This window comes from Variovorax sp. UMC13 (assembly GCF_014170375.1).
Lineage (GTDB): Bacteria > Pseudomonadota > Gammaproteobacteria > Burkholderiales > Burkholderiaceae_C > Variovorax.
Genome location: NZ_LZZW01000031.1, coordinates 213,645 through 234,390 on the forward strand (window position 1 = coordinate 213,645; position 20,746 = coordinate 234,390).

Annotated in this window: 15 protein-coding genes; 4 read left to right on the forward strand and 11 right to left on the reverse strand. The window is 71.2% G+C overall.

All coding sequences use genetic code 11. The annotated features are described in order from the left end of the window. Nucleotides 1–6: 6 nt before the first annotated feature. Complete coding sequence (locus A9977_RS26080) at nucleotides 7–1,533, reverse strand: circularly permuted type 2 ATP-grasp protein (RefSeq protein WP_183027701.1); 1,527 nt, start codon at nucleotides 1,531–1,533, stop codon at nucleotides 7–9. 167 nt (nucleotides 1,534–1,700) lie between these two features. Then, nucleotides 1,701–2,612: a LysR family transcriptional regulator gene (locus tag A9977_RS26085; RefSeq protein WP_183027702.1), complete on the reverse strand. Its 912-nt coding sequence runs from the start codon at nucleotides 2,610–2,612 to the stop codon at nucleotides 1,701–1,703. Nucleotides 2,613–2,732: 120 nt separating this feature from the next. On the opposite strand from A9977_RS26085, the gene A9977_RS26090 reads away from it, so the two are divergent. From A9977_RS26090 to kynU, 3 genes are read left to right on the forward strand one after another with little or no spacing between them, the layout of a single operon-like run. Beyond that, nucleotides 2,733–3,734, forward strand: a complete 1,002-nt coding sequence (locus A9977_RS26090) for a tripartite tricarboxylate transporter substrate binding protein (protein WP_310936194.1) — start codon at nucleotides 2,733–2,735, stop codon at nucleotides 3,732–3,734. Between the two features lies 1 nt (nucleotide 3,735). After that, nucleotides 3,736–4,851, forward strand: coding sequence for a M14 family metallopeptidase (locus A9977_RS26095; protein ID WP_183027703.1), 1,116 nt, complete (start codon nucleotides 3,736–3,738; stop codon nucleotides 4,849–4,851). A 39-nt stretch (nucleotides 4,852–4,890) separates the two neighbouring features. After that, nucleotides 4,891–6,186, forward strand: coding sequence for a kynureninase (gene kynU / locus A9977_RS26100; RefSeq protein WP_183027704.1), 1,296 nt, complete (start codon nucleotides 4,891–4,893; stop codon nucleotides 6,184–6,186). A gap of 45 nt (nucleotides 6,187–6,231) precedes the next feature. Here kynU and A9977_RS26105 read toward each other — a convergent pair whose 3' ends face one another. The 9 genes from A9977_RS26105 to A9977_RS26145 form a co-directional block, all read right to left on the reverse strand. Continuing rightward, a complete protein-coding gene (locus A9977_RS26105) occupies nucleotides 6,232–8,316 on the reverse strand; it encodes an acetate--CoA ligase family protein (RefSeq protein ID WP_183027705.1) in 2,085 nt (694 codons plus the stop codon). 37 nt (nucleotides 8,317–8,353) lie between these two features. Then, nucleotides 8,354–9,145, reverse strand: a complete 792-nt coding sequence (locus A9977_RS26110; RefSeq protein ID WP_183027706.1) for an oxepin-CoA hydrolase, alternative type — start codon at nucleotides 9,143–9,145, stop codon at nucleotides 8,354–8,356. Continuing rightward, entirely contained in the window at nucleotides 9,145–10,155 is a 1,011-nt protein-coding gene (locus tag A9977_RS26115) for a tripartite tricarboxylate transporter substrate binding protein (protein WP_183027707.1), read from the reverse strand. The genes A9977_RS26110 and A9977_RS26115 overlap by 1 nt, the downstream gene beginning before the upstream one ends. 36 nt (nucleotides 10,156–10,191) lie before the next feature. Continuing rightward, nucleotides 10,192–11,067 (reverse strand): MaoC/PaaZ C-terminal domain-containing protein, encoded by an 876-nt coding sequence (locus A9977_RS26120; protein ID WP_310936195.1) that lies wholly within the window; start codon nucleotides 11,065–11,067, stop codon nucleotides 10,192–10,194. After that, on the reverse strand, nucleotides 11,067–12,062 hold the full coding sequence (locus A9977_RS26125) for a tripartite tricarboxylate transporter substrate binding protein (RefSeq protein ID WP_183027708.1): 996 nt from the start codon (nucleotides 12,060–12,062) through the stop codon (nucleotides 11,067–11,069). Before A9977_RS26125 ends, A9977_RS26120 begins: the two co-directional genes overlap by 1 nt. A 52-nt stretch (nucleotides 12,063–12,114) precedes the next feature. Next, entirely contained in the window at nucleotides 12,115–12,504 is a 390-nt protein-coding gene (locus A9977_RS26130) for a Zn-ribbon domain-containing OB-fold protein (RefSeq protein WP_183027709.1), read from the reverse strand. Continuing rightward, nucleotides 12,501–13,664 carry a thiolase family protein gene (locus tag A9977_RS26135; RefSeq protein WP_183027710.1) on the reverse strand — a complete coding sequence of 388 codons (1,164 nt, stop codon included), beginning with the start codon at nucleotides 13,662–13,664 and terminating at the stop codon, nucleotides 12,501–12,503. The genes A9977_RS26130 and A9977_RS26135 overlap by 4 nt, the downstream gene beginning before the upstream one ends. Beyond that, nucleotides 13,664–14,515 (reverse strand): IclR family transcriptional regulator, encoded by an 852-nt coding sequence (locus A9977_RS26140; protein ID WP_183027711.1) that lies wholly within the window; start codon nucleotides 14,513–14,515, stop codon nucleotides 13,664–13,666. Before A9977_RS26140 ends, A9977_RS26135 begins: the two co-directional genes overlap by 1 nt. Nucleotides 14,516–14,646: 131 nt before the next feature. Next, the gene (locus A9977_RS26145; RefSeq protein ID WP_183027942.1) at nucleotides 14,647–17,052 is read right to left on the reverse strand and encodes a DNA internalization-related competence protein ComEC/Rec2; all 2,406 of its coding nucleotides are present in this window, start codon (nucleotides 17,050–17,052) and stop codon (nucleotides 14,647–14,649) included. A gap of 177 nt (nucleotides 17,053–17,229) precedes the next feature. On the opposite strand from A9977_RS26145, the gene A9977_RS26150 reads away from it, so the two are divergent. Then, complete coding sequence (locus tag A9977_RS26150; protein ID WP_183027712.1) at nucleotides 17,230–20,739, forward strand: DUF2126 domain-containing protein; 3,510 nt, start codon at nucleotides 17,230–17,232, stop codon at nucleotides 20,737–20,739. The last annotated feature ends 7 nt before the right edge of the window (nucleotides 20,740–20,746 follow it).

Sequence of the window (20,746 nt, forward strand, 5' to 3'; positions counted from 1 at the left end):
CTGGCGTCAGACGATCGGGGTGGACGTTTGGGTTTGTGTTTGGCTCTGGCTCTGGGTGGGCGCCGCGGCGGGCACGCGCGGGCGCCGGTCGGCTTCGAGGATCCAGGTGTCCTTGGTGCCGCCGCCCTGCGAGGAATTGACCACCAGCGAGCCTTCCTTGAGCGCCACGCGGGTCAGGCCGCCCGGCACCATCTGCACTTCCTTGGCCGACAGCACGAAGGGCCGCAGGTCGATGTGGCGCGGCGCGATGCCGGCATCGACGAAGGTGGGCGAGGTCGACAGGCTCAGCGTGGGCTGCGCGATGTAGCCGTCGGGCTTGGCGATCACGGCCCTCTTGAAATCCTCGATCTCGGCCTGCGTCGCGGCCGGGCCGATCAGCATGCCGTAGCCGCCCGCGCCGTGCACTTCCTTGACGACCAGGTCCTTCATGTTGTCGAGCGTGTACTGCAGCTCGTCCTTGTTGCGGCACATGTAGGTCGGCACGTTCTTGAGGATCGGCTTCTCGCCCAGGTAGAACTCGATCATCTTGGGCACGTAGGGGTAGATCGACTTGTCGTCGGCCACGCCCGTGCCCACCGCATTCGAGATCGCGACGTTGCCCGCGCGGTAGGCGCGCATCAGGCCGGCGCAGCCCAGGGTCGAGGTCGGGCGGAACACTTCCGGGTCGAGGAAGTCGTCGTCGACGCGGCGGTAGATCACGTCGACCCGCTTCGGGCCGCGCGTGGTTCGCATGTAGACAAAGTCGTCCTTGACGAACAGGTCCTGCCCTTCGACCAGCTCGACGCCCATCTGCTGGGCGAGGAAGGCGTGCTCGAAGTAGGCGCTGTTGTACATGCCGGGCGTGAGCACCACCACCGTGGGCTCGGCCGTGGCCGGCGGCGCGCTGGCGCGCAGCGTCTCGAGCAGCAGGTCGGGGTAATGGGCCACGGGCGCGATGCGGTTCTGCGCGAACAGGTCGGGGAACAGCCGCATCATCATCTTGCGGTTTTCCAGCATGTAGCTCACGCCGCTGGGCACCCGCAGGTTGTCCTCGAGCACGTAGTACTCGCCGTTGCCGTCGGCATCGGGCGCGCGCACGATGTCGATGCCGGAGATGTTCGAGTAGACGTTGTTGGGCACGGTCACGCCCATCATCTCGGGCCGGAACTGCGCGTTGTCGCGGATCTGCTCGATCGGCACGATGCCGGCCTTGATGATCTCCTGGTCGTGGTAGACGTCGTAGATGAAGCGGTTGAGCGCGGTCACGCGCTGGACCAGGCCGCGCTCCATGCTCTCCCACTCGTGCGCGGGAATGATCCGCGGCAACAGGTCGAAGGGAATCAGGCGCTCGGTGCCGGCACCGTCCTCGTCCTTGGCGCCATACACCGCGAAGGTGATGCCGACACGGCGAAAGATCATCTCGGCCTCCTCGCGCCGGGATCGCATCAGTTCGCCGGGCTGTTTGGCCAGCCATTGGTCGTAGCGCTTGTAATGACCCCGGATCGCAGCGCCCGCATAGGGCAGCTGCTCGTACATCTCATCGAATTTGTGCATGGAACGACCAATCTCCTTCGACATAGCTTAGCAAGTTCAAGGCCAAGCTTTGGGCGATCTTTGCACAAGTGCGACTCATGGGCTTTGAACGCCGTTGCCGGCACGCCGTGCCGATGCCGCGGCCCCCTGCACGCCGTACCGGACGCGCCAGCGCGCGGCGCTCGACCTCAGTCCCGCGCGCGGCGCATGCCCGACGGCAGCGGCTGAGCCTGCAGGCAGGCGATCAGGCATTGGGCGGTGGGCGTAAGGCGGGCGTCGCGCAGGGTCACGATGCTGATCTGCACCGACGGAATGGCCTCGCGCAGCTTGAGCGCCACGACGCCGCGCGGCGAGAACTCCTGCGCGATCAAGGCCCCCGACAGCAGGGCCAGTGCGTCCATGCGCGTCAGCAGGTGCAAGGCGATGGCGAAGGACTCGCACTCCAGCATGCGGACGGGCGCCGGCTGCCCGTGCGAGGCGAACAGCTGGGCCACGAAATCCTGGTCCGGGGCATAGCCGGGCGCCACCCAGAGCTGTTCGTTCAGTTCGCGGATGGAGCGCGCCGAGGCACAGGGATGCTGCTTCCGCGCCGCCACCGTGAGCGACATCTCGAACAGGGGCTGTTGGCGAAACGCCGTGCCCAGCTTGCGCGACAGGGTGTTGGCCACCATGAAGTCGAGCGTGCCGTTCTGGAGCTTGCGCAACGCCACCGGCACCGGGTCTTCGTTGATGCTGATGCGCGCTCTGGGCATCTGCTGCTGGAAGCTCTCGAGCGCGCCCGGCAGCACGGTCAGCCCCACGGAGGAGGTCAGCGCGACCGCCACGTGGCCGTTCGCGCCTTCCTTCATGAACATCAGCTCTTCGCGGGTGCGGCGCATGTCCTCCATCAGCAGGCTGGCCCGCACCTGGAAGGCCTGGCCCGCCTCGGTGAGTTCCACCCCGGCGATGCTGCGCCGCAGGAGCGGCACGTCCAGGTCGCGCTCGAGTTCGCGCATGGTCCGCGTGACCGCGGGCTGGGACACGAACAGGGCCCGCGCAGCGGCATGGATGCTGCGGTGTTCCGCCACGGCCAGGAAGGTGCGCAGGTGTTGGGGCTTCATGGAGGTCCGTTCGGGGTGATAACGAAAGCTGATCTTTGGCGCAAAGATTTTGTCTTTTCCGAATCGGCGGAGCTTTATAGCATCGGCCGGCCCCACCCCTGAACTCCCGAAAGAACGCCCGTGAAACTCACACAGATGCTCCCGGTCTGGCTGGCTGCCCTGCTGATCGCCGCCGGTGCCGTGCCTGCCGCCGCCGACCCCTACCCCACGAAGCCCGTGAACCTGATGGTCCCCTACCCCGCGGGCGGGTCCTCCGACGTGATCGCGCGGGTGATCCACACGCCGCTGTCCAGGCTCCTGGGGCAGCCGGTCCTGGTCGAGAACCTCGGGGGTGCCGGGGGCGCGATCGGCGCGCAGAAAGTGCTCAACGCGCCGGCCGACGGCTACTACCTGTTCCAGGGTTCGTCCAACGAGACCATCCTGGTGCCGCTGGCGAATGCGGCCATCAGGTACAAGAGCGACGACTTCCGGCTGATCCAGATGATCGGCGTGGCGCCGATGGTGCTGATGGCACGCAAGGACCTGCCCGCCAACACCATGGACGAGCTGATCGCGCTGGCGCGAAGCGCCTCGGCCCAGCGCAAGCCCCTGACCTTCGGCAGCGTGGGCTACGGGTCGCTCTATCACATGCTGGGCGAACATCTGGCCGAACGCCTGGGCGTCACGATGACCCATGTGCCGTACAAGGGGGGCGCCCCGCTGATGCAGGACCTGGGCGCCGGCACCATCGACTTCATGCTGGCGCCGATCCAGCAGCAGCTCATCGGCATGACCGAGTCGGGCCGGCTGAAGATCATCGGCACCCTGTCGCCGGCGGGCAAGACCCAGGTGGCGATGCTCAGGAACTTTCCCAGCGTGAACGAGAGCAAGGGCCTCAACGACTTCAGCTTCGACCTGTGGCACGGCTACTTCGTGCGCAAGGACACGCCGGAGGACGTGGTGCAGCGCCTGCACGCGGCGCTGCACACCGTGCTGGCCGACCCGGCGGTGCGCAGCCAGCTGGAGACACAGGGCCTGATGGTGGCCCCGCTCACCACATTGGCCGAAGCCTCGCGCGGCTATGGCGCCGAGACCATGCGGCTGCGGGCGATCGCCAGCGCGATCAAGCTCGAGGCGAAATAGCATGGCCGCATCGCTTGCCATCCCGGCACTGCTGGCGCACTGCTTTTCCGCGAGCTACGCCCAGGCGCGCGAGCGCTTCCTGGCCGCGGCGCAGGCCGCCGGGGCCGAGCTGCAGTCCTTCGGGCTCGAGGTCCCGGGCGCGCAAGGGGAAGCGCTGGCCACCGACGTGGCGCTGATCCGGCCCGCGGGCGCGCGCTCGGTGCTGATCGTCAGCTCGGCGACGCACGGCATCGAAGGCTTCTGCGGATCGGCCTGCCAGCTGGCGCTGCTGGCCGACGCGGGACTGCTCGCACAGGCCGCGCGGACCGGCGTCGCCCTGCTGCTGGTCCATGCGGTGAACCCCTATGGCTTCTCGTGGACCAGCCGGACCAACGAGGACAACGTCGACCTGAACCGCAACGCCCAGGACTTCGCGGCCGCACTGCCGGCCAACCCCGACTATGCGGCCTTGCATCCGCTGCTCGTGCCGGCTGTGTGGCCGCCGGACGATGCCAACCGCCGCGCCATCGCCGACCACATCGCACGCCACGGCAGCACGCACTACCGCGACGCGGTCTCCAAGGGACAGTACACCCACCCCGACGGTCTGTTCTTCGGCGGCAGCGCGCACAGCGCATCGCTGCGCACGCTGGCGCATGTGCTGCGCACGCAGGCCGCCGATTTCGCCGACATCGGCTGGATCGACATCCACACCGGGCTCGGGCCCTGCGGGCATGGCGAAAAGATTTTTGCCGGACGGCGCGATGCCGACGAGATCGCGCGCGCGAAGCAGTGGTGGGGCAACGACATCGCGGTGCCGTTCGCAGGCCCCTCCACCTCGGCCGATATCACCGGCCACCTGGCCTCGACGATCTACCGTGCCTGCCCCGGCGCCCGGCGCACGCTGATGGCGCTGGAGTTCGGCACGGTGCCGTTCGAGGAGATGGTGGATGCCCTGCGGGGCGAGGCGTGGCTGCGCCTGCACCCGGAGGCGCCGCAGGATCTGGCGCTGCGCATCCGCGGCACCTTGCGCGATGCCTTCTGTGGCGACACCGCCGCATGGCAGGGCATGGTCCTGGGCCAGAGCCGGCTCGCCATCCTGCAGGCGCTGCTCGGCCTGGCCTCGGCGCCCGCCTGAACTCCGCACGATCTCCCCCCCCCTTTCATCCGGATCACCATGAACCTCGACGACTGCCGCGCCCTCGACCGCGCCGACCCGCTGCGCGACCTGCGCGCCCAATTCACGCTGCCCGCCGACGTGATCTACCTCGACGGCAACTCGCTGGGCGTGCTGCCCGCGGCCGCCCCCGCGCGCATCGCGGCCGTGGTGGCCGAGGAATGGGGCCAGGGCCTGATCCGCTCCTGGAACAGCGCCAGTTGGTTCGACCTGCCACAGCGCCTGGGCGACAAGCTGGCCCGGCTGATCGGCGCCGCGCCCGGCGAGGTGGTGTGCACCGACAGCACCTCCATCAACCTCTACAAGGTGCTGTTCGCCGCCACGAGCCAGGTGCTCGAATACGGCGACGACGCGCGCCGCACCGTGGTCAGCGAACGCAGCAACTTCCCGACCGACCTCTACATCGCCGAGTCGCTGTGCCGCGAACGCGGCTTCACGCTGCGGCTGATCGACAGCGTCGACGCGCTGCCCACCGCGCTCACGGCCGAGGTCGCGGTGCTGATGCTCACGCACGTCAACTACCGCACCGGCGCGATGCACGACATGAAGGCCGTCACGGCCGCCGCGCATGCGGTGGGCGCGCTCACCGTCTGGGACTTAGCGCACAGCGCGGGCGCCGTGCCGGTCGCGCTCAACGACAGCGATGCCGACTACGCCATCGGCTGCGGCTACAAGTACTTGAACGGCGGCCCGGGCGCGCCGGCCTTCGTGTGGGTCCACACGCGGCATGCGGGCCGCTTCGAGCAGCCGCTGTCGGGTTGGTGGGGCCATGCCGCGCCCTTCGAATTCACGCCCCACTACCGGCCCGCGCCGGGCGTGGGCCGCTACCTGTGCGGCACGCAGCCCATCGTCAGCCTGTCGGCGCTCGAGTGCGGCCTCGACACCGTGCTGGCCGCCGAAGCCTTCGACGGCGAGGCGGGCGCGATGTCGGCGCTGCGCACCAAGTCGCTGGCGCTCACCGATGCCTTCATCGCGCTGGTCGAGGCGCGCTGCCCCGGCCGCTTCACGCTGGTCACGCCGCGCGACCACGCGCAACGCGGCTCGCAGGTCTGCCTGGCGCTGCAGGATGCGGCCAGCGCCAGCGCCTATGCGATCGTGCAGGCCCTGATCGCGCGCGGCGTGATCGGCGACTTCCGCGCCGGCGACGCCCAGGTGCCCGACATCCTGCGCTTCGGCTTCACGCCGCTGTACCTGCGCTTCGAGGACGTGTGGCAGTCGGTCGAGCACCTGGTGCAGGTGCTCGAGTCCGAGGAATGGAAACGCCCCGAGTTCAACCGGAAGAACGCGGTGACCTGAGCGCGCCTCGCGGCATGCTCGCGCTCGCGCCCCCCGCGTCCGAGACTACCCGCCCCGCTCGATCAGCGCATCCACCACCACGGCCCCCTCCCCGCGCGCCGCGACCAGCACCGGGTTGACGTCGATGGAGGCGATGGCGCCACCGGCCGCCACGATGAGCTGCCCCACCGCCACCGCCACCGCGGCCAGCGCGTCGACGTCCAGCGGCGGGTCGCCACGCACGCCCTCGAGCAGCGGCGCGATGCGCAGCGTGCGCAGTGCCCCCGTCACGTCGGCCGTGGCGAAGGGCGGCAGCAGCACCGCCACGTCCTGCAGCGCCTCTACGTACTTGCCGCCGTCACCCACCACCACCACCGGGCCGAAGACCGGGTCGATGCGCGCGCCGACCATGAACTCGCGCTGGCCGCGGCGCATGGCGGCGACGATCACGCCCTCCTGCGCCGCGCCCAGTTCGGCCAGCTTGGCCCACTGGCGCTCGAACAGCGCGGCGGCGTCGGCGGCCGTCGCGACGTTCAACGCCACCAGCCCGTGCTCCGACTTGTGCGGCACGTCGCCCGAGCAGGCCTTGACCACCGCCGGCGCGCCCACGGCCGCCAGCGCCTCGGCCGCCTGCTGCGCGCTGCGGCACAGCCGGTGCGCCACCACCGGCACGCCGGCCGCGGCCAGCACGGCCAGGCTCTGCGCCTCGTTGAGGAAGCGCCCCTCCCCGGCCGGCAGCGCGGGCGCCGTGCCCGCGGGCCAGGCCACGACCGGCTTGCGCATCAGCGCGGTGTGCGAAGCCAGCTGCGCGAGCGTGCCCAGCGCGTCGTTCTCGTTGGCATAGGTCGGGATGCCCTGGGCCCTGAAGGGCGCGGCCACCGAGTCCTGCCAGGCCGCCACCACCACCGGCTTGCCGGTGCTGCGTTCGAAGGCGGCGGTGTCGCGCGCGAAGGCCTCGACGTCATAGCCGGCGCCGGCCACCGGGATGTTGATGAGGAACAGGTCGGCGGCCGGGTCCTGCGCCACGGCCGGCAGCACGTCGCCGAACAGGCCGCTGTTGGACAACAACGCGGCCGTGATGTCGATCGGGTTCTCGGCCGTGGCGAAGCCCGGCAGCCGGCTCGCCACCTCGGCGCGCGTGGCCGGCGCCAGCTCGGCCAGCGGCAGCGCGAATTCCTCCGAGGCGTCGGCGCCCATCACGCAGCTCGCGCCCGAATTGCTGATGATCACCAGCCGCCGGCCCTCGGGCCGCCAGCCCTTGAGGTAGGCCTCGGCCGCCAGCGCCTGCGCGTGCGGGTCGCGCACCCGCCAGATGCCGTGGTGGCGGAAGAAGGCGTCGACCGTGCGGTCCTCGTTGGCCAGCGAACCGGTGTGCGAGGACGCGGCCTTCTGCCCGCTCTCGGAGCGCCCGGCCTTGACCGCGATGATCGGCAGGTCGCGCTCGCGCGCATAGGCGGCGGTGCGCGCCAGCAGCTCGGGATCGGCGATGTTCTCGAGGTAGAGCAGCAGCAGCTTCACGTCGGGGTCGTGCGCCACCGCCCAGGCCAGGTCGGAGACCGTGATGTCGGCCTCGTTGCCGGTCGCGTGCACATGGCGCACGCCCAGGCCGCGGCCGCGCAGCAGGCCGTAGGCCATGGCGCTCATGCCGCCGCTCTGGCTCACGATGCCGACCGGGCCGTCGGCCGGCGGCACCTCGACGAACATGGTGGAGAAACCGGCGATGGCGCCGGTGCCGAAGTTCGCCAGCCCCTGGGTGTTGGGCCCGTAGAGGCGCATGCCGGCGGCGCGCGCGGTGTCGACCATGGCGCGCTGCACCGCGCGGCCCGCCTCGCCGGTCTCGCCGAAGCCCGAGGCCACGACCACCGCCGACTTCACGCCGCGCGCCGCGCACTGCGCCACGGCCTCGACCGCCTTCTCGCCGCCCACCACCACCATCGCCAGGTCGGGCGCCTCGGGCAGCGCGGCCAGCGAGGCGTAGCTCTTCAGGCCCTGCACCTCTTCGCGTGCGGGGTTGATCGGGTAGATGCGCCCGCCGAAGCCGTGCTGGCGCATGTAATGGATCGGCCGGCCGCCGATCTTGTGGATGTTCTCGGAGGCGCCGATGACGGCGACGGATCGGGGGTTGAGGGCGGATTCGAGCAGGTCGGACATGAAGAGCCTTGCGGAAAAAGAAGAAAGGTGCGCGGCCTTAGGCGCGGCGCGCGTCCAGGAAGGAGGCGATGCCTGCGCCGCAGGCGTCGCTGTAGAGGCTGTCGACGAAGGCGTCGCGCTCGGCATCGAGCTGGGCGCGGCGCGAGCGGCCGCGTGCGGCGTGCACCAGCTGCTTGATGCGCGCCTGCGCGTCGAAGGGGCCGGCGGCCAGCCGCTCTGCCCAGGCCATCGCCGTGGCCAGCGCCTCGCCGTGCGGCACCACGCGGTTGACCAGGCCGAGCGCGTGCAGCCGCTCGGCCGAACACACGCCGCCGTCGAGCAGCAGCTCCAGCGCCATCTGCGGCGGCAGCGCGCGCGCCAGCGAATCGGAGCCGCCGCCGTCGGGCGTGAGCGCGAGCTTGACGTAGGACATCACGAATTTCGCGTCCTGCGCGGCGACGATCAGGTCGCAGCCCAGGCAGACCGAGAAGCCGCCGCCTGCCGCCGCGCCCTCGACGGCCGCGATCACCGGCTGCGGCGCGTCGTGCATCGCCATCACCCAGTCGTGCAGCGCGTCGAGGTGGCCCGCCTGTTCTTCGCGCGGCAGCTCGCGCTGGGCGGCGAGGCGCTTCAGGTCGCCGCCGCCGCAGAAGTGATCGCCCTCGCCCGTGAGCACGATGGCGCGCACCGAGCGGTCGTCCGCCACCCGGCGCAGGGTCCGGACCGCCTCGCGGTAGAGCGACGGATGCATCGCGTTGCGCGCCGCCGGGTGGCTGATCGTCATCAGCAGCACTGGGCCGTCCTGGCGCACCACCAGGCGCGCCGCGCTGTCGGAGGTGAGCGCGGCCATCAGTCGACCTTGATGTCCGCCGTGCGCACCACCTTCGTCCACTTGACGATCTCGGTGTGCAGCATCTTGCCGAAGGCCTCGGGCGTGGTCGGCATCGCCTCGGCGCCGGCGTCGTAGAGACGCTGCTTGACCTGCGGATCGGCCAGGGCCCTGCCGATGTCGGCGCTCAGGCGCTGCACGATGTCCCTGGGCGTGCCGGCCGGCGCCATGAAGGCGGCCCACGAGTAGGCCTCGTAGCCCGGCAGGCCCGACTCGGCCACCGTGGGCACGTCGGGCAGCAGCGCCGAACGACTGGCGCTGGCCACCGCGATCGCCTTGACCTTGCCGGCCTTGATCTGGGGCAAGGCGGTGGGTGCGTCGCTGAACATGAACTGCACCTGCCCGCCGAGCAGGTCGGTCATGGCCGGTGCGCTGCCCTTGTAGGGCACGTGCAGCAGCCTGGTGCCGGCCTGCATGTTGAACAGCTCGCCGGCCAGGTGCGTGCCCCCGCCGTTGCCGGCCGAGCCGAAGCTCAGCTGGCCCGGCGTGCGCTTGTCGAGCGCGATGATGTCGGCCACCGTCTTCACCGGCACGCCCGGGTGCGCCACCAGCACGACCGGGAACATGGCACCGAAACTCAGCGGCACGAAGTCCTTCTCGATGTCGTAGCCCAGCCGGGGCTTGAGGCTGGGCAGCACCGAGTGGTGGATGCTGCAGACGAACAGGTTGTAGCCGTCCGCCGGCGCGCGGGCCGCGATCTCGGCGCCAACGATGCCGCCCGCGCCCGCACGGTTGTCCACGATGGCCTGCTGGCCCCACAGCTCCGACAGCTTCTGCGCCACGGCCCGGCCGGTGGTGTCGACCGGCCCGCCGGCCGGGAACGGCACGATGAACTTCACCGGCCGGCTCGGGTACGCGCTCTGCGCGAAACCGGGCACGGCCAGCGTGCCCAGCGCGGCGGCCGCGCTGCCCAGCAGGGTCCGGCGGCCGAGAGTCCGGGCGGCCAGCGTCTCGAAGGTCTGTGTCGTCATGTTGTCTCCTCGTGATGGGAATCAAAGGCTCGAAGCTCAGGCGGAAAAGAGGGCATGGCCGTGGTCGAGCACGACCCGGTCGCGCTGCACGGCACGCACACGGAAACGCCGCTCGACGCCGTCGCCGAACAGCTCCAGCCGCAGCGTCTCGCCCGGGAACACCGGCGCCGAGAAGCGCGCATAGAGGCTGCGCAGCCGTGCCGGTTCGCTGTCGGCGCACTGCGCCAGCAGCGCATGGGCGGCGATGCCCCAGGTGCACAGGCCATGCAGGATGGGCCGCTCGAAGCCTGCCGCGCGCGCGGTCGCCGGATCGGCATGCAGCGGGTTGCGATCGCCGCACTGGCGGTAGAGCAAGGCCTGCTGCGGCAGGGTCGGGATGTCGAGCGTGAGATCGGGCGCCCCGGCGGGCACCGGCACGGGCGGCGGCGCCGCCGCATCGCCCGGCACCGCCGCCGTCGCGAAGCCCCCGTTGCCGCGCGCGAAGGTGGTGTGGGTCACGGTCGCGAGCAACACATCGCTGTCGGCGTCGTGCAGGGTCTTGTCGTAGCGGATGGTGGCGCCGCGGCCCGGCCCCTTGTCGACGATGTGGGTGACGCGGTGGCGCGCCCGCACCGTGCCCGCCGGCGGCAGTGGCCGATGCCACACGACCTGCTCCTCGCCGTGCACGATCTGCGCGAAGTCGATGCCGGTGGCCGGGTCCTGCATCCACGAACCCGGAAAGCCCAGCACCACCGCCATCGTGGGCAGGGCCAGCGGCGCGGCGGGCACGTCGTTGACGAAGCGCAGCTGCTTCGCATCGGTCGGGTCGCGGCCCAGGCCCAGTGCGAGCGCATAGCGCATGGTGTCGTCGACGGTGTAGCGCTGCACTACCTCGTCGAAGTGCCAGGACTTGAGGCGATGGAAGTCGATCATCAGTCCACCGTGGCGCCGGAGACCTTCACCACCTTGGCCCACTTGTCGATCTCGGCCGTCATGAAGCGGCCGAAGTCCTCGGGCGAGGTCCAGGTGGCGGCGAAGCCCTGGGCCTCGAACTTGTCCTTCACGTCGGGCGCGGCCAGCACCTTCTTCAGCGCGCCGCTCAGGCGGGCCAGCACTTCGGGCGGCGTGTGGGCGGGTGCCAGCAGGCCGTTCCAGGCGATGGCCTCGTAGCCGGGCAGGCCCGACTCGGCGACCGTGGGCACGTCGGGCGCGACCGGCGAGCGCGTGGCGCTGGTCACGGCCAGTGCCTTGAGCTTGCCGCCCTTCACGTGCGGCATGGCCGAGAGCATGGTGTCGAACATCAGCTGCGTCTGGCCGCCCATGGTGTCGGTGAGCGCGGGCGCGCTGCCCTTGTAGGGGATGTGGTTCATCTTCACGCCGGCCATCGAGGCGAAGAGTTCGGCCGACAGGTGCGTCGACTGCCCGTTGCCCGAGGAGGCGAAGTTGAGTTCGCCGGGCCTGGCCTTGGCCAGCGCGATCAGCTCCGCCACGTTCTTCGCGGGCAGCGCGGGGTTGGCCACGATCACCAGCGGCCCGCTGGTCAGCAGCGAGACCGGCGCGAAGTCCTTGGCCAGGGAATAGCCCAGGTTCTTGAACAGCGAGGGATTGATCGCATGCGCCGTGGTCGCGACCACCAGCGTGTAGCCGTCGGCCGGGCTGCGCGCCACCAGCTCGGCGCCGGTGTTGGCCCCCGCGCCCGGCCGGTTGTCGATGATGAACTGCTGACCCAGCTGCTCCGACAGCTTCTGCGCCACCAGGCGCGCGACGATGTCGGTCGGCCCGCCCGGCGGGTACGGCACCACCAGCCGCACCGGCTTGGTGGGATAGGCCTGGGCCTGCGCGAAGGCCGGCGCGGCCAGGCACAGCGCGGCACCCGCTGCCAGCAGCAGGCGGCGGCGCGCGGAAGAGGGAAAGCGGATCGAATGCATGTCGTTGTCTCCTGTGGTTTTATGAATCACCGATGCCCCGATGCGCAGGCCGCTAGCCCGGCTCGCGGGCGAAGCGGACCAGCGTGCGGCCGTCGTGCACGAAGAAGCCGGCCCGCACGCGCTCGCCGATGCGCAGGCCCGGCTCGGCATGGGCCATCAGCCGGGGTCCCTCGTCGAGCTGGGCGATCACCAGCGTGTACGGCGCGAGCGCGCGAAAGGCGTCCGAGGGCGCACGCGACACCACCGTGAGCGCATGCAGCGTGGCCGTGCCGCGGGCCGTCTCCCACTGCAGGCTCTCGCCGCCGCAATGCGCGCAGGCGTAGCGCGCCAGCGTCTGCGTCGTACCGCAGGCGGTGCAGCGCTGGAAGCGCAGTTCGTGCCGTGCCAGGCCCTCGACGAAGGGCGCGGCCAGCGCGCTGGAGGATGCAACGGCGGCGTTCATGGCGAAGGCTCCTGCGACAGGATCAGGCTCACATGCGAGGACATCACGCCGCCGTCGGCGTGCACGAAGGCGTGGCGCGGCCGCGCGACCTGGCGCGCGCCGGCCTGGCCGGTCATCTGCCGGAACACCTCGACCGCATGCGCCATGCCGCCCGCCACGCCGCAATGGCCGAAGGACAGCAGGCCGCCGTGCGTGTTGAGCGGCAGCGCTCCGTCCGCGCCGAAATCGCCGTGGCGCAGGCGCCGTGCGGCCCCGCCGCGCGGCGCGAAGCCGATCTCCTCGAGCAGCATGGTCAGGGTGATGGTGAAGGAGTCGTAGATGCCCAGGTGGTCGATCTCGGCCACGCCCAGCCCGGCCTCGGCGAAGGCGCGTTGCGCCGCCACCGCCGCGCCGCACTGCATCACGTCGGCCATCGCGCTCAGGTGCTGGTGGCGGTGCGCCTGGCCGGCGCCGGTCATCGCGACGCGCGGGCCGTCGCCGGGCACGGCCGAGACCACCAGCGCCATCGCGCCGTCGGAGATCGGGCAGCAGTCCATGAGCTTGAGCGGCGCCGCGATGGGCTTGGACGCGAGCACGTCGGCCACGGTGATCGGCGCCGTGAGATGGGCGCCGGGATGGCGCGCCGCGTTGGCGCGCATCAGCACCGCGAACTCGGCGAGGTCGGCTTCGGTGGTGCCGGTCTCGTGCAGGTAGCGCGAGGCCATCAGGCCGTAGTAGGCCGGCACCGAGGCGCCGTTGGGCACCTCGTAGTCGGGGTCGCCGACCTGCGCCAGCGTCTGGATCGCGCTGTCGCGCGACTGGCCGCTGAGCCGGTTCTCGCCGGCCACCACCAGCACCCGCCGGCAGCGGCCGCTGCGCACCAGTTCGCGCGCCAGCATCAGCATCGCGGCCCCGGTGGCGCCGCCCAGTTGCAGGCTGTGGGCATAGGCCGGGTCCAGCGAGAAGCGCTCGCAGAACAGCGTGGACAGCATCAGGTGCGGCAGCGTGGTTGCGTAGCCGCAGAGCAGGCCGTCGATGTCGGTGCGCTGCAGGCCGGCGCCCTGCAGCGCCTGTTGCGCGGCCTGGGCCATGAGGTCGAGCGCGCCCTGCCCTTCGTGGCGGCCGAAGGCGGTGCCGCCGACGCCGGTGATCCAGGCCGTCGGTGGGGAGCTGTTCGTCATCAATGGACCCTCGCGCGGCGCGTGGCGGCCGTGCTGGCCGCGGCGCCGGTATGGGCAGCGCGGCTCCACAGCACCTCGCAGGTCGCGGCCTCGCGCCGCAGCGCCTGCGCGAGTTCGGCTTCGCGCGAGGTGATGCGGTCGTTGAGCGCCGCGATGCTGATGGCCGCGACCGGCCGGCCGTCGACGCCGAGGATCGGCACCGCGATGCCGCCCATGCGCTCGACCACCACGTCGAGCAGCACCGCATAGCCGCGCTCGCGCGAGGCCTTGGCATGGCGCTCGAGCAGCTCGGCCGTGATGCGCGGGTAGCGCTGCAGCTGCGGCGCGATCACCGCCAGCGCGGCCTGGCGCTCGGCCTCGGGCATCCAGGCCAGCAGCGCGAGGCTGCCCGCGCCCACGCCCAGCGGGCGCCGGCTGCCGATCGACAGGTAGTTGGCGCGGATCGGGTAGCGGCCCTCCTCCACATCGACGCACAGCGACTCGATGCCGCTGGGGATCGACAGGATCACGCTGTCCTCGAAGCGGCCGGTGAGGCGCAGCAGCGCGGGCCGCACCAGCGGGCGCGGGTCGAAGCGGGCCAGCGCGGCCGCGCCCAGCACCAGCAGTTCGGCGCCCAGGCTGTAGTGCTTGCTCTGCGGATCGCGCACCACGAAGCCGTCGTGCATCAGCACTTCGAGCAGGCGCAGCACGGTGGTCTTGTCGAGGCCGGTCGCGATGGCGATGTCGGTCAGGCGGGTGACGCCGGGATCGGACAGTGCGCGCAGGATGCGGCAGGCGCGCTCGACCGAGGAGGTGGGCTCCACGGCCCGTTGGGCCAGCATGGAGGAAGGGGCACGTGTGCGTCCGGGCATCGTTGTCTCTTGTTTCGTTGAGCGGAACATCTTCTTTCCGTGCAGGCATTGAACGCGCCGGCGCTTTCAACCGTCAAGCAAATGACGAGAAGTTGCTGCAGACGAAACTTTTCCAGGGGAAACCCGGAGCTTCAGGGCACCCGGTGATGCCAGTAGCGCGGCTGGCTCGCACGCTCGCAGCCCACGGCCTGCGGCTGCCGGCTCGACCACCGGGCCGCGCCGCAATGCGGGCTGTCGATCACGGTGGTGCCGCGCGCCGCATAGGCCTCGCGCACCGGCGGCGCCGGATGGCCGAAGCGGTTGCGGTAGCCGGCCTGCACCAGCGCCAGCCGCGGCCGCACCGCGTCGAGCAGGGCCGGGCTCGACGAGGTCTTGCTGCCGTGGTGCGGAACCAGCAGCAGGTCGGCCTGCAGCGCCCCTTCGGCCGCGCGCGCGGCCAGCGCTTCCTCCTGCGCGCGCTCGATGTCGCCGGCCAGCAGCACACTCGCGCGGCCGTTGCCGATGCGCAGCACGCAGGACACGCTGTTGGGCTTGGCCGCGACGCGCGCGTAGTCGGCCTCGACCGGATGCAGCAGCTCGAAGTCGACGCCGTCCCATCGCCAGCGCTGGCCGGCCAGGCAGCGCCGCGCCGGCCGCAGCGCCTGCAGCGGATGGGCGGCTTCGATCGAGCTCAGCAGCGCGGCCTGTGGCTGCATCGCGAGCACGGCCGGCGCGCCGCCGGTGTGGTCGCTGTCGCGGTGGCTCAGCACCACGGTGTCGAGCCGCTCGCCCAGCGCGCGCAACAGCGGCACCAGCACGCGCTGGCCCGCGTCGCTGTCGAGGCTGTAGCGCGGCCCGGCGTCGTAGAGCAGGCTGTGGGTCGCGGTGCGCACCAGCACCGCATTGCCCTGGCCGACGTCGGCGGCCAGCAGGTCGAACTCGCCCGCGGGCGGCCGCGGCACTTGCCACAGCAGCACCGGCAGCAGCAGCGGCACGCCGAGCAGCCGCGCCGACCAGGGCAGGCGCATGGCGAGCAGCACGCCGCCCAGCACGCCACCGGCCGCGGCCCACAGCGGCGGGGCCGGCAGCGAGACGGTGGCCAGCGGCATGGCCGCCAGCCACTCGAGCCACCACGACAGCGCGCGCACCGCCCAGGCTGCCAGGTCCCACAGTGGCGGCGCCACCGCACCGAGCATGGCCAGCGGCGTCAGCACCAGCGTGACCCAGGGGATGGCCAGCGCGTTGGCCAGCAGGCCCACCACCGACACCTGCTGGAACAGCAGCAGGGTCAGCGGCGCCAGCGCCAGCGTGACCACGGCCTGCTCGCGCGCCAAGCGGTACAGGCGCGCGCGCCAGCCCTTGGCCTGTTCGCCATCCACGCCCGCATCGGTGGCGAACAGCGCGGCCACGGCCACGAAGCTGAGCCAGAAGCCGGCCTGCATCAGCGCCCAGGGGTCGGCGATCACCACCACCGCGCAGGCCAGCAGCCAGACGCAGGGCCAGGGCCAGCGCCGGCCCGCGATGCGCAGCAGTGCCACCGTGGCCAGCATCAGCACCGTGCGCTGCGAGGGCACGCCCCAGCCGCTGAACAAGGCATACAGACCGGCCAACGCCACCCCACCCACCAACGCGGCCTGCTGGGCCGGCCAGCGCAGCATCAGCCGCGTGCTGCGACGCCACAGCCACCCCACGGCCAGGGCCGCGAGCCAGGCGAACATGGTGATGTGGAGCCCCGAGATCGACACCAGGTGCGCGACGCCGGTGGCGCGGTAGATGTCCCAGTCGACACGGTCGATCGCGCTCTGGTCGCCGGTCACCAGCGCGGCGATCACGCCCGCCGTGCGCCGGTCGGCGATGCGCGCGAAGGCCGCATCGCGCACGGCTTCTCGCGCGCGCTCCACCGGATGGCGCCAGGTGTCGCCGAGGCGTGCGGGCGCTGCATCCTGGGCGCCGGCGCGCACATAGCCGGTCGCCTGCACGCCCTGCTCCCACAGCTGCAGCTCCTGGTCGAAGCCCTTGGGGTTGAGGTTGCCGTGCGGCGCTTTGAGCCGCACGGTGAGCTGCCAGCGTTCGCCGGCGTGCAGGGGCTCGGGACGACGGAGGGGTGCGGCATCCGCGGCGGGCGTCGCGCGGGTCCAGAGTCCCGTGCCTTCGGCGTACCAGCCCAGCGCCAGGCGCGGAGGCAGCTGCACGGCGCCGCCCGCAGGTTCCAGCGAGCGGGCCGACTCGACATCGAAACGGAAACGCGTGCCGCCCTCGTCGCGCTGCGGCATCTGCGCGACCACGCCGTTGACCTGCAGGTCGCGGCCCTCCAGGGCCGGGTCCAGCGCCTGCGCGGCGAACACCGCCGCACGCCAGCCGGTAAGCCCGGCGCCGAAGGCCAGGCCGATCAGCAGCAGGGCCGCGAGCCCGCGCCGGCCGACCGGCCGCAGGCGCCATCGGACGCGCCAGGCGAGCCCACAGGCCAACGCGGCTGTCACAAGTGCGGCATAGACTGCCTCGGACCACAGCGCGGGCTGCTGCAGCTGCAGGGCCGCGCCCGCGATCGCGCCGGCCATGGCGGCGAAGGCCGCCCAGCCGCGCCGTTCGCGTGGCGCTACCACGAAAACACTCTCGATTCCATACGGCAGGGCCTCCCTTTCAACGCTCTGATGGCGCGTAAATTGCTATGCCTGTGGGCTAGTATGCGTCTCACTTGAGGCACGTCGCCACTCGCTCCGCTCCGAGAACCACTGATGTCCATTCACGCCGCTCTTCACCACGTCACCCACTACAAGTACGACCGTCCGGTGCAGCTCGGCCCGCAGGTGGTGCGCCTGCGTCCGGCGCCCCATTGCCGCAGCAACGTCATCTCGTATTCGCTGCGCATCGAGCCCGAACAGCATTTCGTCAACTGGCAGCAGGACCCCTTCGCCAACTACCAGGCGCGGCTGGTCTTCCCCGAGAAGACACGCGAGTTCAAGGTCACGGTCGACCTGGTGGTCGAGATGGCGGTCTACAACCCCTTCGACTTCTTCCTCGAGCCGCAGGCCGAGAACTTCCCCTTCAAGTACACCGCCTCGCAGGCCGAGGAACTCGCGCCCTACCTGGTGGCCGACCCGGCCACGCCGCTGGTGCAGGCCTACCTCGACAAGATCGATCGCAAGGAGCAGCGCACCATCGACTTCCTGGTCGGCATCAACCAGCAGGTGCAGTCGGACGTCAACTACCTGATCCGCATGGAGCCCGGCGTGCAGACGCCGGAAGAGACGCTGACCAATGGCAGCGGCTCCTGCCGCGACTCGGGCTGGCTGCTGGTGCAGCTGCTGCGCCACATGGGCCTGGCCGCGCGCTTCGTCTCGGGCTACCTGATCCAGCTCACGCCCGACGTCAAGGCGCTCGACGGCCCGAGCGGCACCACGGTCGACTTCACCGACCTGCACGCCTGGTGCGAGGTCTACCTGCCCGGCGCGGGCTGGATCGGCCTCGACGCCACCTCGGGCCTGCTGGCCGGCGAAGGCCATATCCCGCTGGCCTGCACGCCCACGCCCTCGAGCGCCGCGCCGATCGAAGGCGTGGTGGACGACGCCGAGGTCGAGTTCGGCCACGAGATGGTGGTCACGCGCATCCATGAATCGCCGCGCGTCACCAAGCCCTACACCGAGGAGCAGTGGGCCGAGGTGCTGGCCTTGGGCGAGGCGGTCGACAAGCGGCTGGCGGCCGGCGACGTGCGCCTCACGATGGGCGGCGAGCCGACCTATGTGGCGACCGGCGACCGCGACGCGGCCGAATGGAACACCGACGCACTGGGCCCGACCAAGCGCGGCTATGCCACCGAACTCGTGCAGAAGCTGCGCGCCGAATACGGCGACGGCGGCTTCCTGCATTTCGGCCAGGGCAAGTGGTACCCGGGCGAACAATTGCCGCGCTGGGCGCTGTCGATCTTCTGGCGCGCCGACGGCCAGCCCGTGTGGCACGACCCCGAACTGTTCGCCGACGAGCGGGTGCCCACCCACTACACCAGCGAGGACGCGCGCCGCTTCACCACCGTGCTGGCGCACCGCCTGGGCCTGACCGAGCGCTACATCCAGCCGGCCTACGAAGACACCTACTACTACCTCTGGCGCGAGCGCCGGCTGCCGGTCAACGTCGACCCCTTCGACTCCAAGCTCGACGACGAGATGGAGCGGGTGCGCCTGCGACGGGTGTTCACGCAGAAGCTCGACGCGGTGATCGGCTACATGCTGCCGATCGAGCCCGCGAGCGCCGACCGCGACGCGCCCGCGCTCGAAGGCCCGGGCTGGAAGACCGGCCCCTGGTTCCTGCGCGACGACCGCATGTACCTGATCCCGGGCGACTCGCCCATGGGCTACCGGCTGCCGCTCGACTCGCAGCCCTGGGTGCGCAAGGGCGACTACCCCTACCTGATCGACCGCGACCCGACCGCGCCCGTGGGCAGCCTGCCCGACGCGGCCGACTACCGCGCGCGCTATGCCGGCCCGCCGGTCGGCCCCAAGGCCGACATGGGCACCGTGCCCTATGCCTTCGGCACGCCGCCGGCCTCGGGCGCGGCGCTGCGCATGCAGACGCCGGCAAGCGCCGCCAGTGCAGCCAGTGCCACGGGCCTCGGCGCGACCGAGGCCGACGGCCGGACGCCGCGCCAGCCCGGCCGCGGCGAATCGGCCCACTGGATCACGCGCAGCGCGCTGTGCGTCGAGGTGCGCGACCCGCGCCGCGCCAACGGCCCGGCCGCGGAGAAGGTGGGCAGCGCCTCGGGCGTGCTCTACGTCTTCATGCCGCCGCTCAAACGCCTGGAGGACTACCTCGACCTGGTCGCGGCCATCGAGGCCACCTCGGTGCAGCTGGGCCTGCAGATCGTGATGGAAGGCTACCCGCCGCCGCGCGACCCGCGTCTGAAGATGCTGGCCGTCACGCCCGACCCGGGCGTGATCGAGGTCAACATCCATCCGGCCAACAACTGGAAGGAACTGGTCGCCCACACCGAGTTCCTCTACGACGCGGCCTTCGAGACCCGGCTGTCGGCCGAGAAGTTCATGACCGACGGCCGCCACACCGGCACCGGCGGAGGCAACCACTTCGTGATGGGCGGCGCCACGCCCAACGACAGCCCCTTCCTGCGCCGGCCCGAGCTGCTGGCCAGCCTGCTGCTCTACTGGCACAACCACCCCTCGCTGAGCTACCTGTTCTCGGGCATGTTCATCGGCCCGACCAGCCAGGCACCGCGCGTGGACGAAGCGCGCAACGACCAGGTCTACGAGCTGGAGATCGCGCTCAAGGAGATCGCGAAGAACCGCGAGATCTACGGCGCCAACATGCCGGCCTGGCTGGTCGACCGCACGCTGCGCAACATCCTGGTCGACGTGACCGGCAACACGCACCGCAGCGAGTTCTGCATCGACAAGCTCTACTCGCCCGACTCCAGCACCGGCCGCCTGGGCCTGCTCGAACTGCGCGCCTTCGAGATGCCGCCGCATGCGCGCATGAGCATCGCCCAGCAGCTGCTGCTGCGCGCCTTCATCGCGCGCTTCTGGGACGAACCCTACAAGGCGCCCGCCACCCGCTGGGGCACCGAGCTGCACGACCGCTTCCTGCTGCCGACCTTCGTCAAGATGGACTTCGACGACGTGATCAGCGAGATGCGCCAGGCCGGCTTCGCCTTCGACCCGAACTGGTTCGCGCCGCACCTCGAGTTCCGCTTCCCGCTGGTCGGGCAGGTGCAGGCCATGGGCGTCGAGCTGTCGCTGCGCAACGCGCTCGAACCCTGGCACGTGATGGGCGAGGAAGGCTCGGCCGGCGGCACGGTGCGCTATGTCGACTCCTCGCTCGAACGCATCGAGGTGCGCGTGACCGGCCTCAACGAAAGCCGCCACGTGATCACCGTCAACGGCAAGGTGCTGCCGCTGCAGCCCACGGGCACGGTGGGCGAATTCGTCGCCGGCGTGCGCTACAAGGCCTGGAACCCGCCCTCGGCGCTGCACCCCAGCATCGGCGCGCATGCGCCGCTGACCTTCGACATCGTCGACACCTGGATGAAGCGCTCGCTGGGCGGCTGCCAGTACTTCGTGGCCCATCCGGGCGGGCGCAACTACGACACCTTCCCGGTCAACGCCTACGAGGCCGAGAGCCGGCGCATGTCGCGCTTCACGCGCACCGGCCACACGCCGGGCTTGATGAAGACGCCGCCGGCCACCATCGAATTGGCCGGCAGCCGCGAATTCCCGTTCACGCTGGACTTGCGCCGGTGAGGACTTC

Excerpts from the sequence above, each read along its gene's own strand:
- A9977_RS26080 (WP_183027701.1), bottom strand. The coding sequence starts at position 1,533 with ATGCACAAATTCGATGAGATGTACGAGCAGCTGCCCTATGCGGGCGCT.
- A9977_RS26085 (WP_183027702.1), bottom strand. The coding sequence starts at position 2,612 with ATGAAGCCCCAACACCTGCGCACCTTCCTGGCCGTGGCGGAACACCGC.
- A9977_RS26095 (WP_183027703.1), top strand. The coding sequence starts at position 3,736 with ATGGCCGCATCGCTTGCCATCCCGGCACTGCTGGCGCACTGCTTTTCC.
- kynU (WP_183027704.1), top strand. The coding sequence starts at position 4,891 with ATGAACCTCGACGACTGCCGCGCCCTCGACCGCGCCGACCCGCTGCGC.
- A9977_RS26105 (WP_183027705.1), bottom strand. The coding sequence starts at position 8,316 with ATGTCCGACCTGCTCGAATCCGCCCTCAACCCCCGATCCGTCGCCGTC.
- A9977_RS26110 (WP_183027706.1), bottom strand. The coding sequence starts at position 9,145 with ATGGCCGCGCTCACCTCCGACAGCGCGGCGCGCCTGGTGGTGCGCCAG.
- A9977_RS26115 (WP_183027707.1), bottom strand. The coding sequence starts at position 10,155 with ATGACGACACAGACCTTCGAGACGCTGGCCGCCCGGACTCTCGGCCGC.
- A9977_RS26120 (WP_310936195.1), bottom strand. The coding sequence starts at position 11,067 with ATGATCGACTTCCATCGCCTCAAGTCCTGGCACTTCGACGAGGTAGTG.
- A9977_RS26125 (WP_183027708.1), bottom strand. The coding sequence starts at position 12,062 with ATGCATTCGATCCGCTTTCCCTCTTCCGCGCGCCGCCGCCTGCTGCTG.
- A9977_RS26130 (WP_183027709.1), bottom strand. The coding sequence starts at position 12,504 with ATGAACGCCGCCGTTGCATCCTCCAGCGCGCTGGCCGCGCCCTTCGTC.
- A9977_RS26135 (WP_183027710.1), bottom strand. The coding sequence starts at position 13,664 with ATGACGAACAGCTCCCCACCGACGGCCTGGATCACCGGCGTCGGCGGC.
- A9977_RS26140 (WP_183027711.1), bottom strand. The coding sequence starts at position 14,515 with ATGCCCGGACGCACACGTGCCCCTTCCTCCATGCTGGCCCAACGGGCC.
- A9977_RS26145 (WP_183027942.1), bottom strand. The coding sequence starts at position 17,052 with ATGGCCGGCGCGATCGCGGGCGCGGCCCTGCAGCTGCAGCAGCCCGCG.
- A9977_RS26150 (WP_183027712.1), top strand. The coding sequence starts at position 17,230 with ATGTCCATTCACGCCGCTCTTCACCACGTCACCCACTACAAGTACGAC.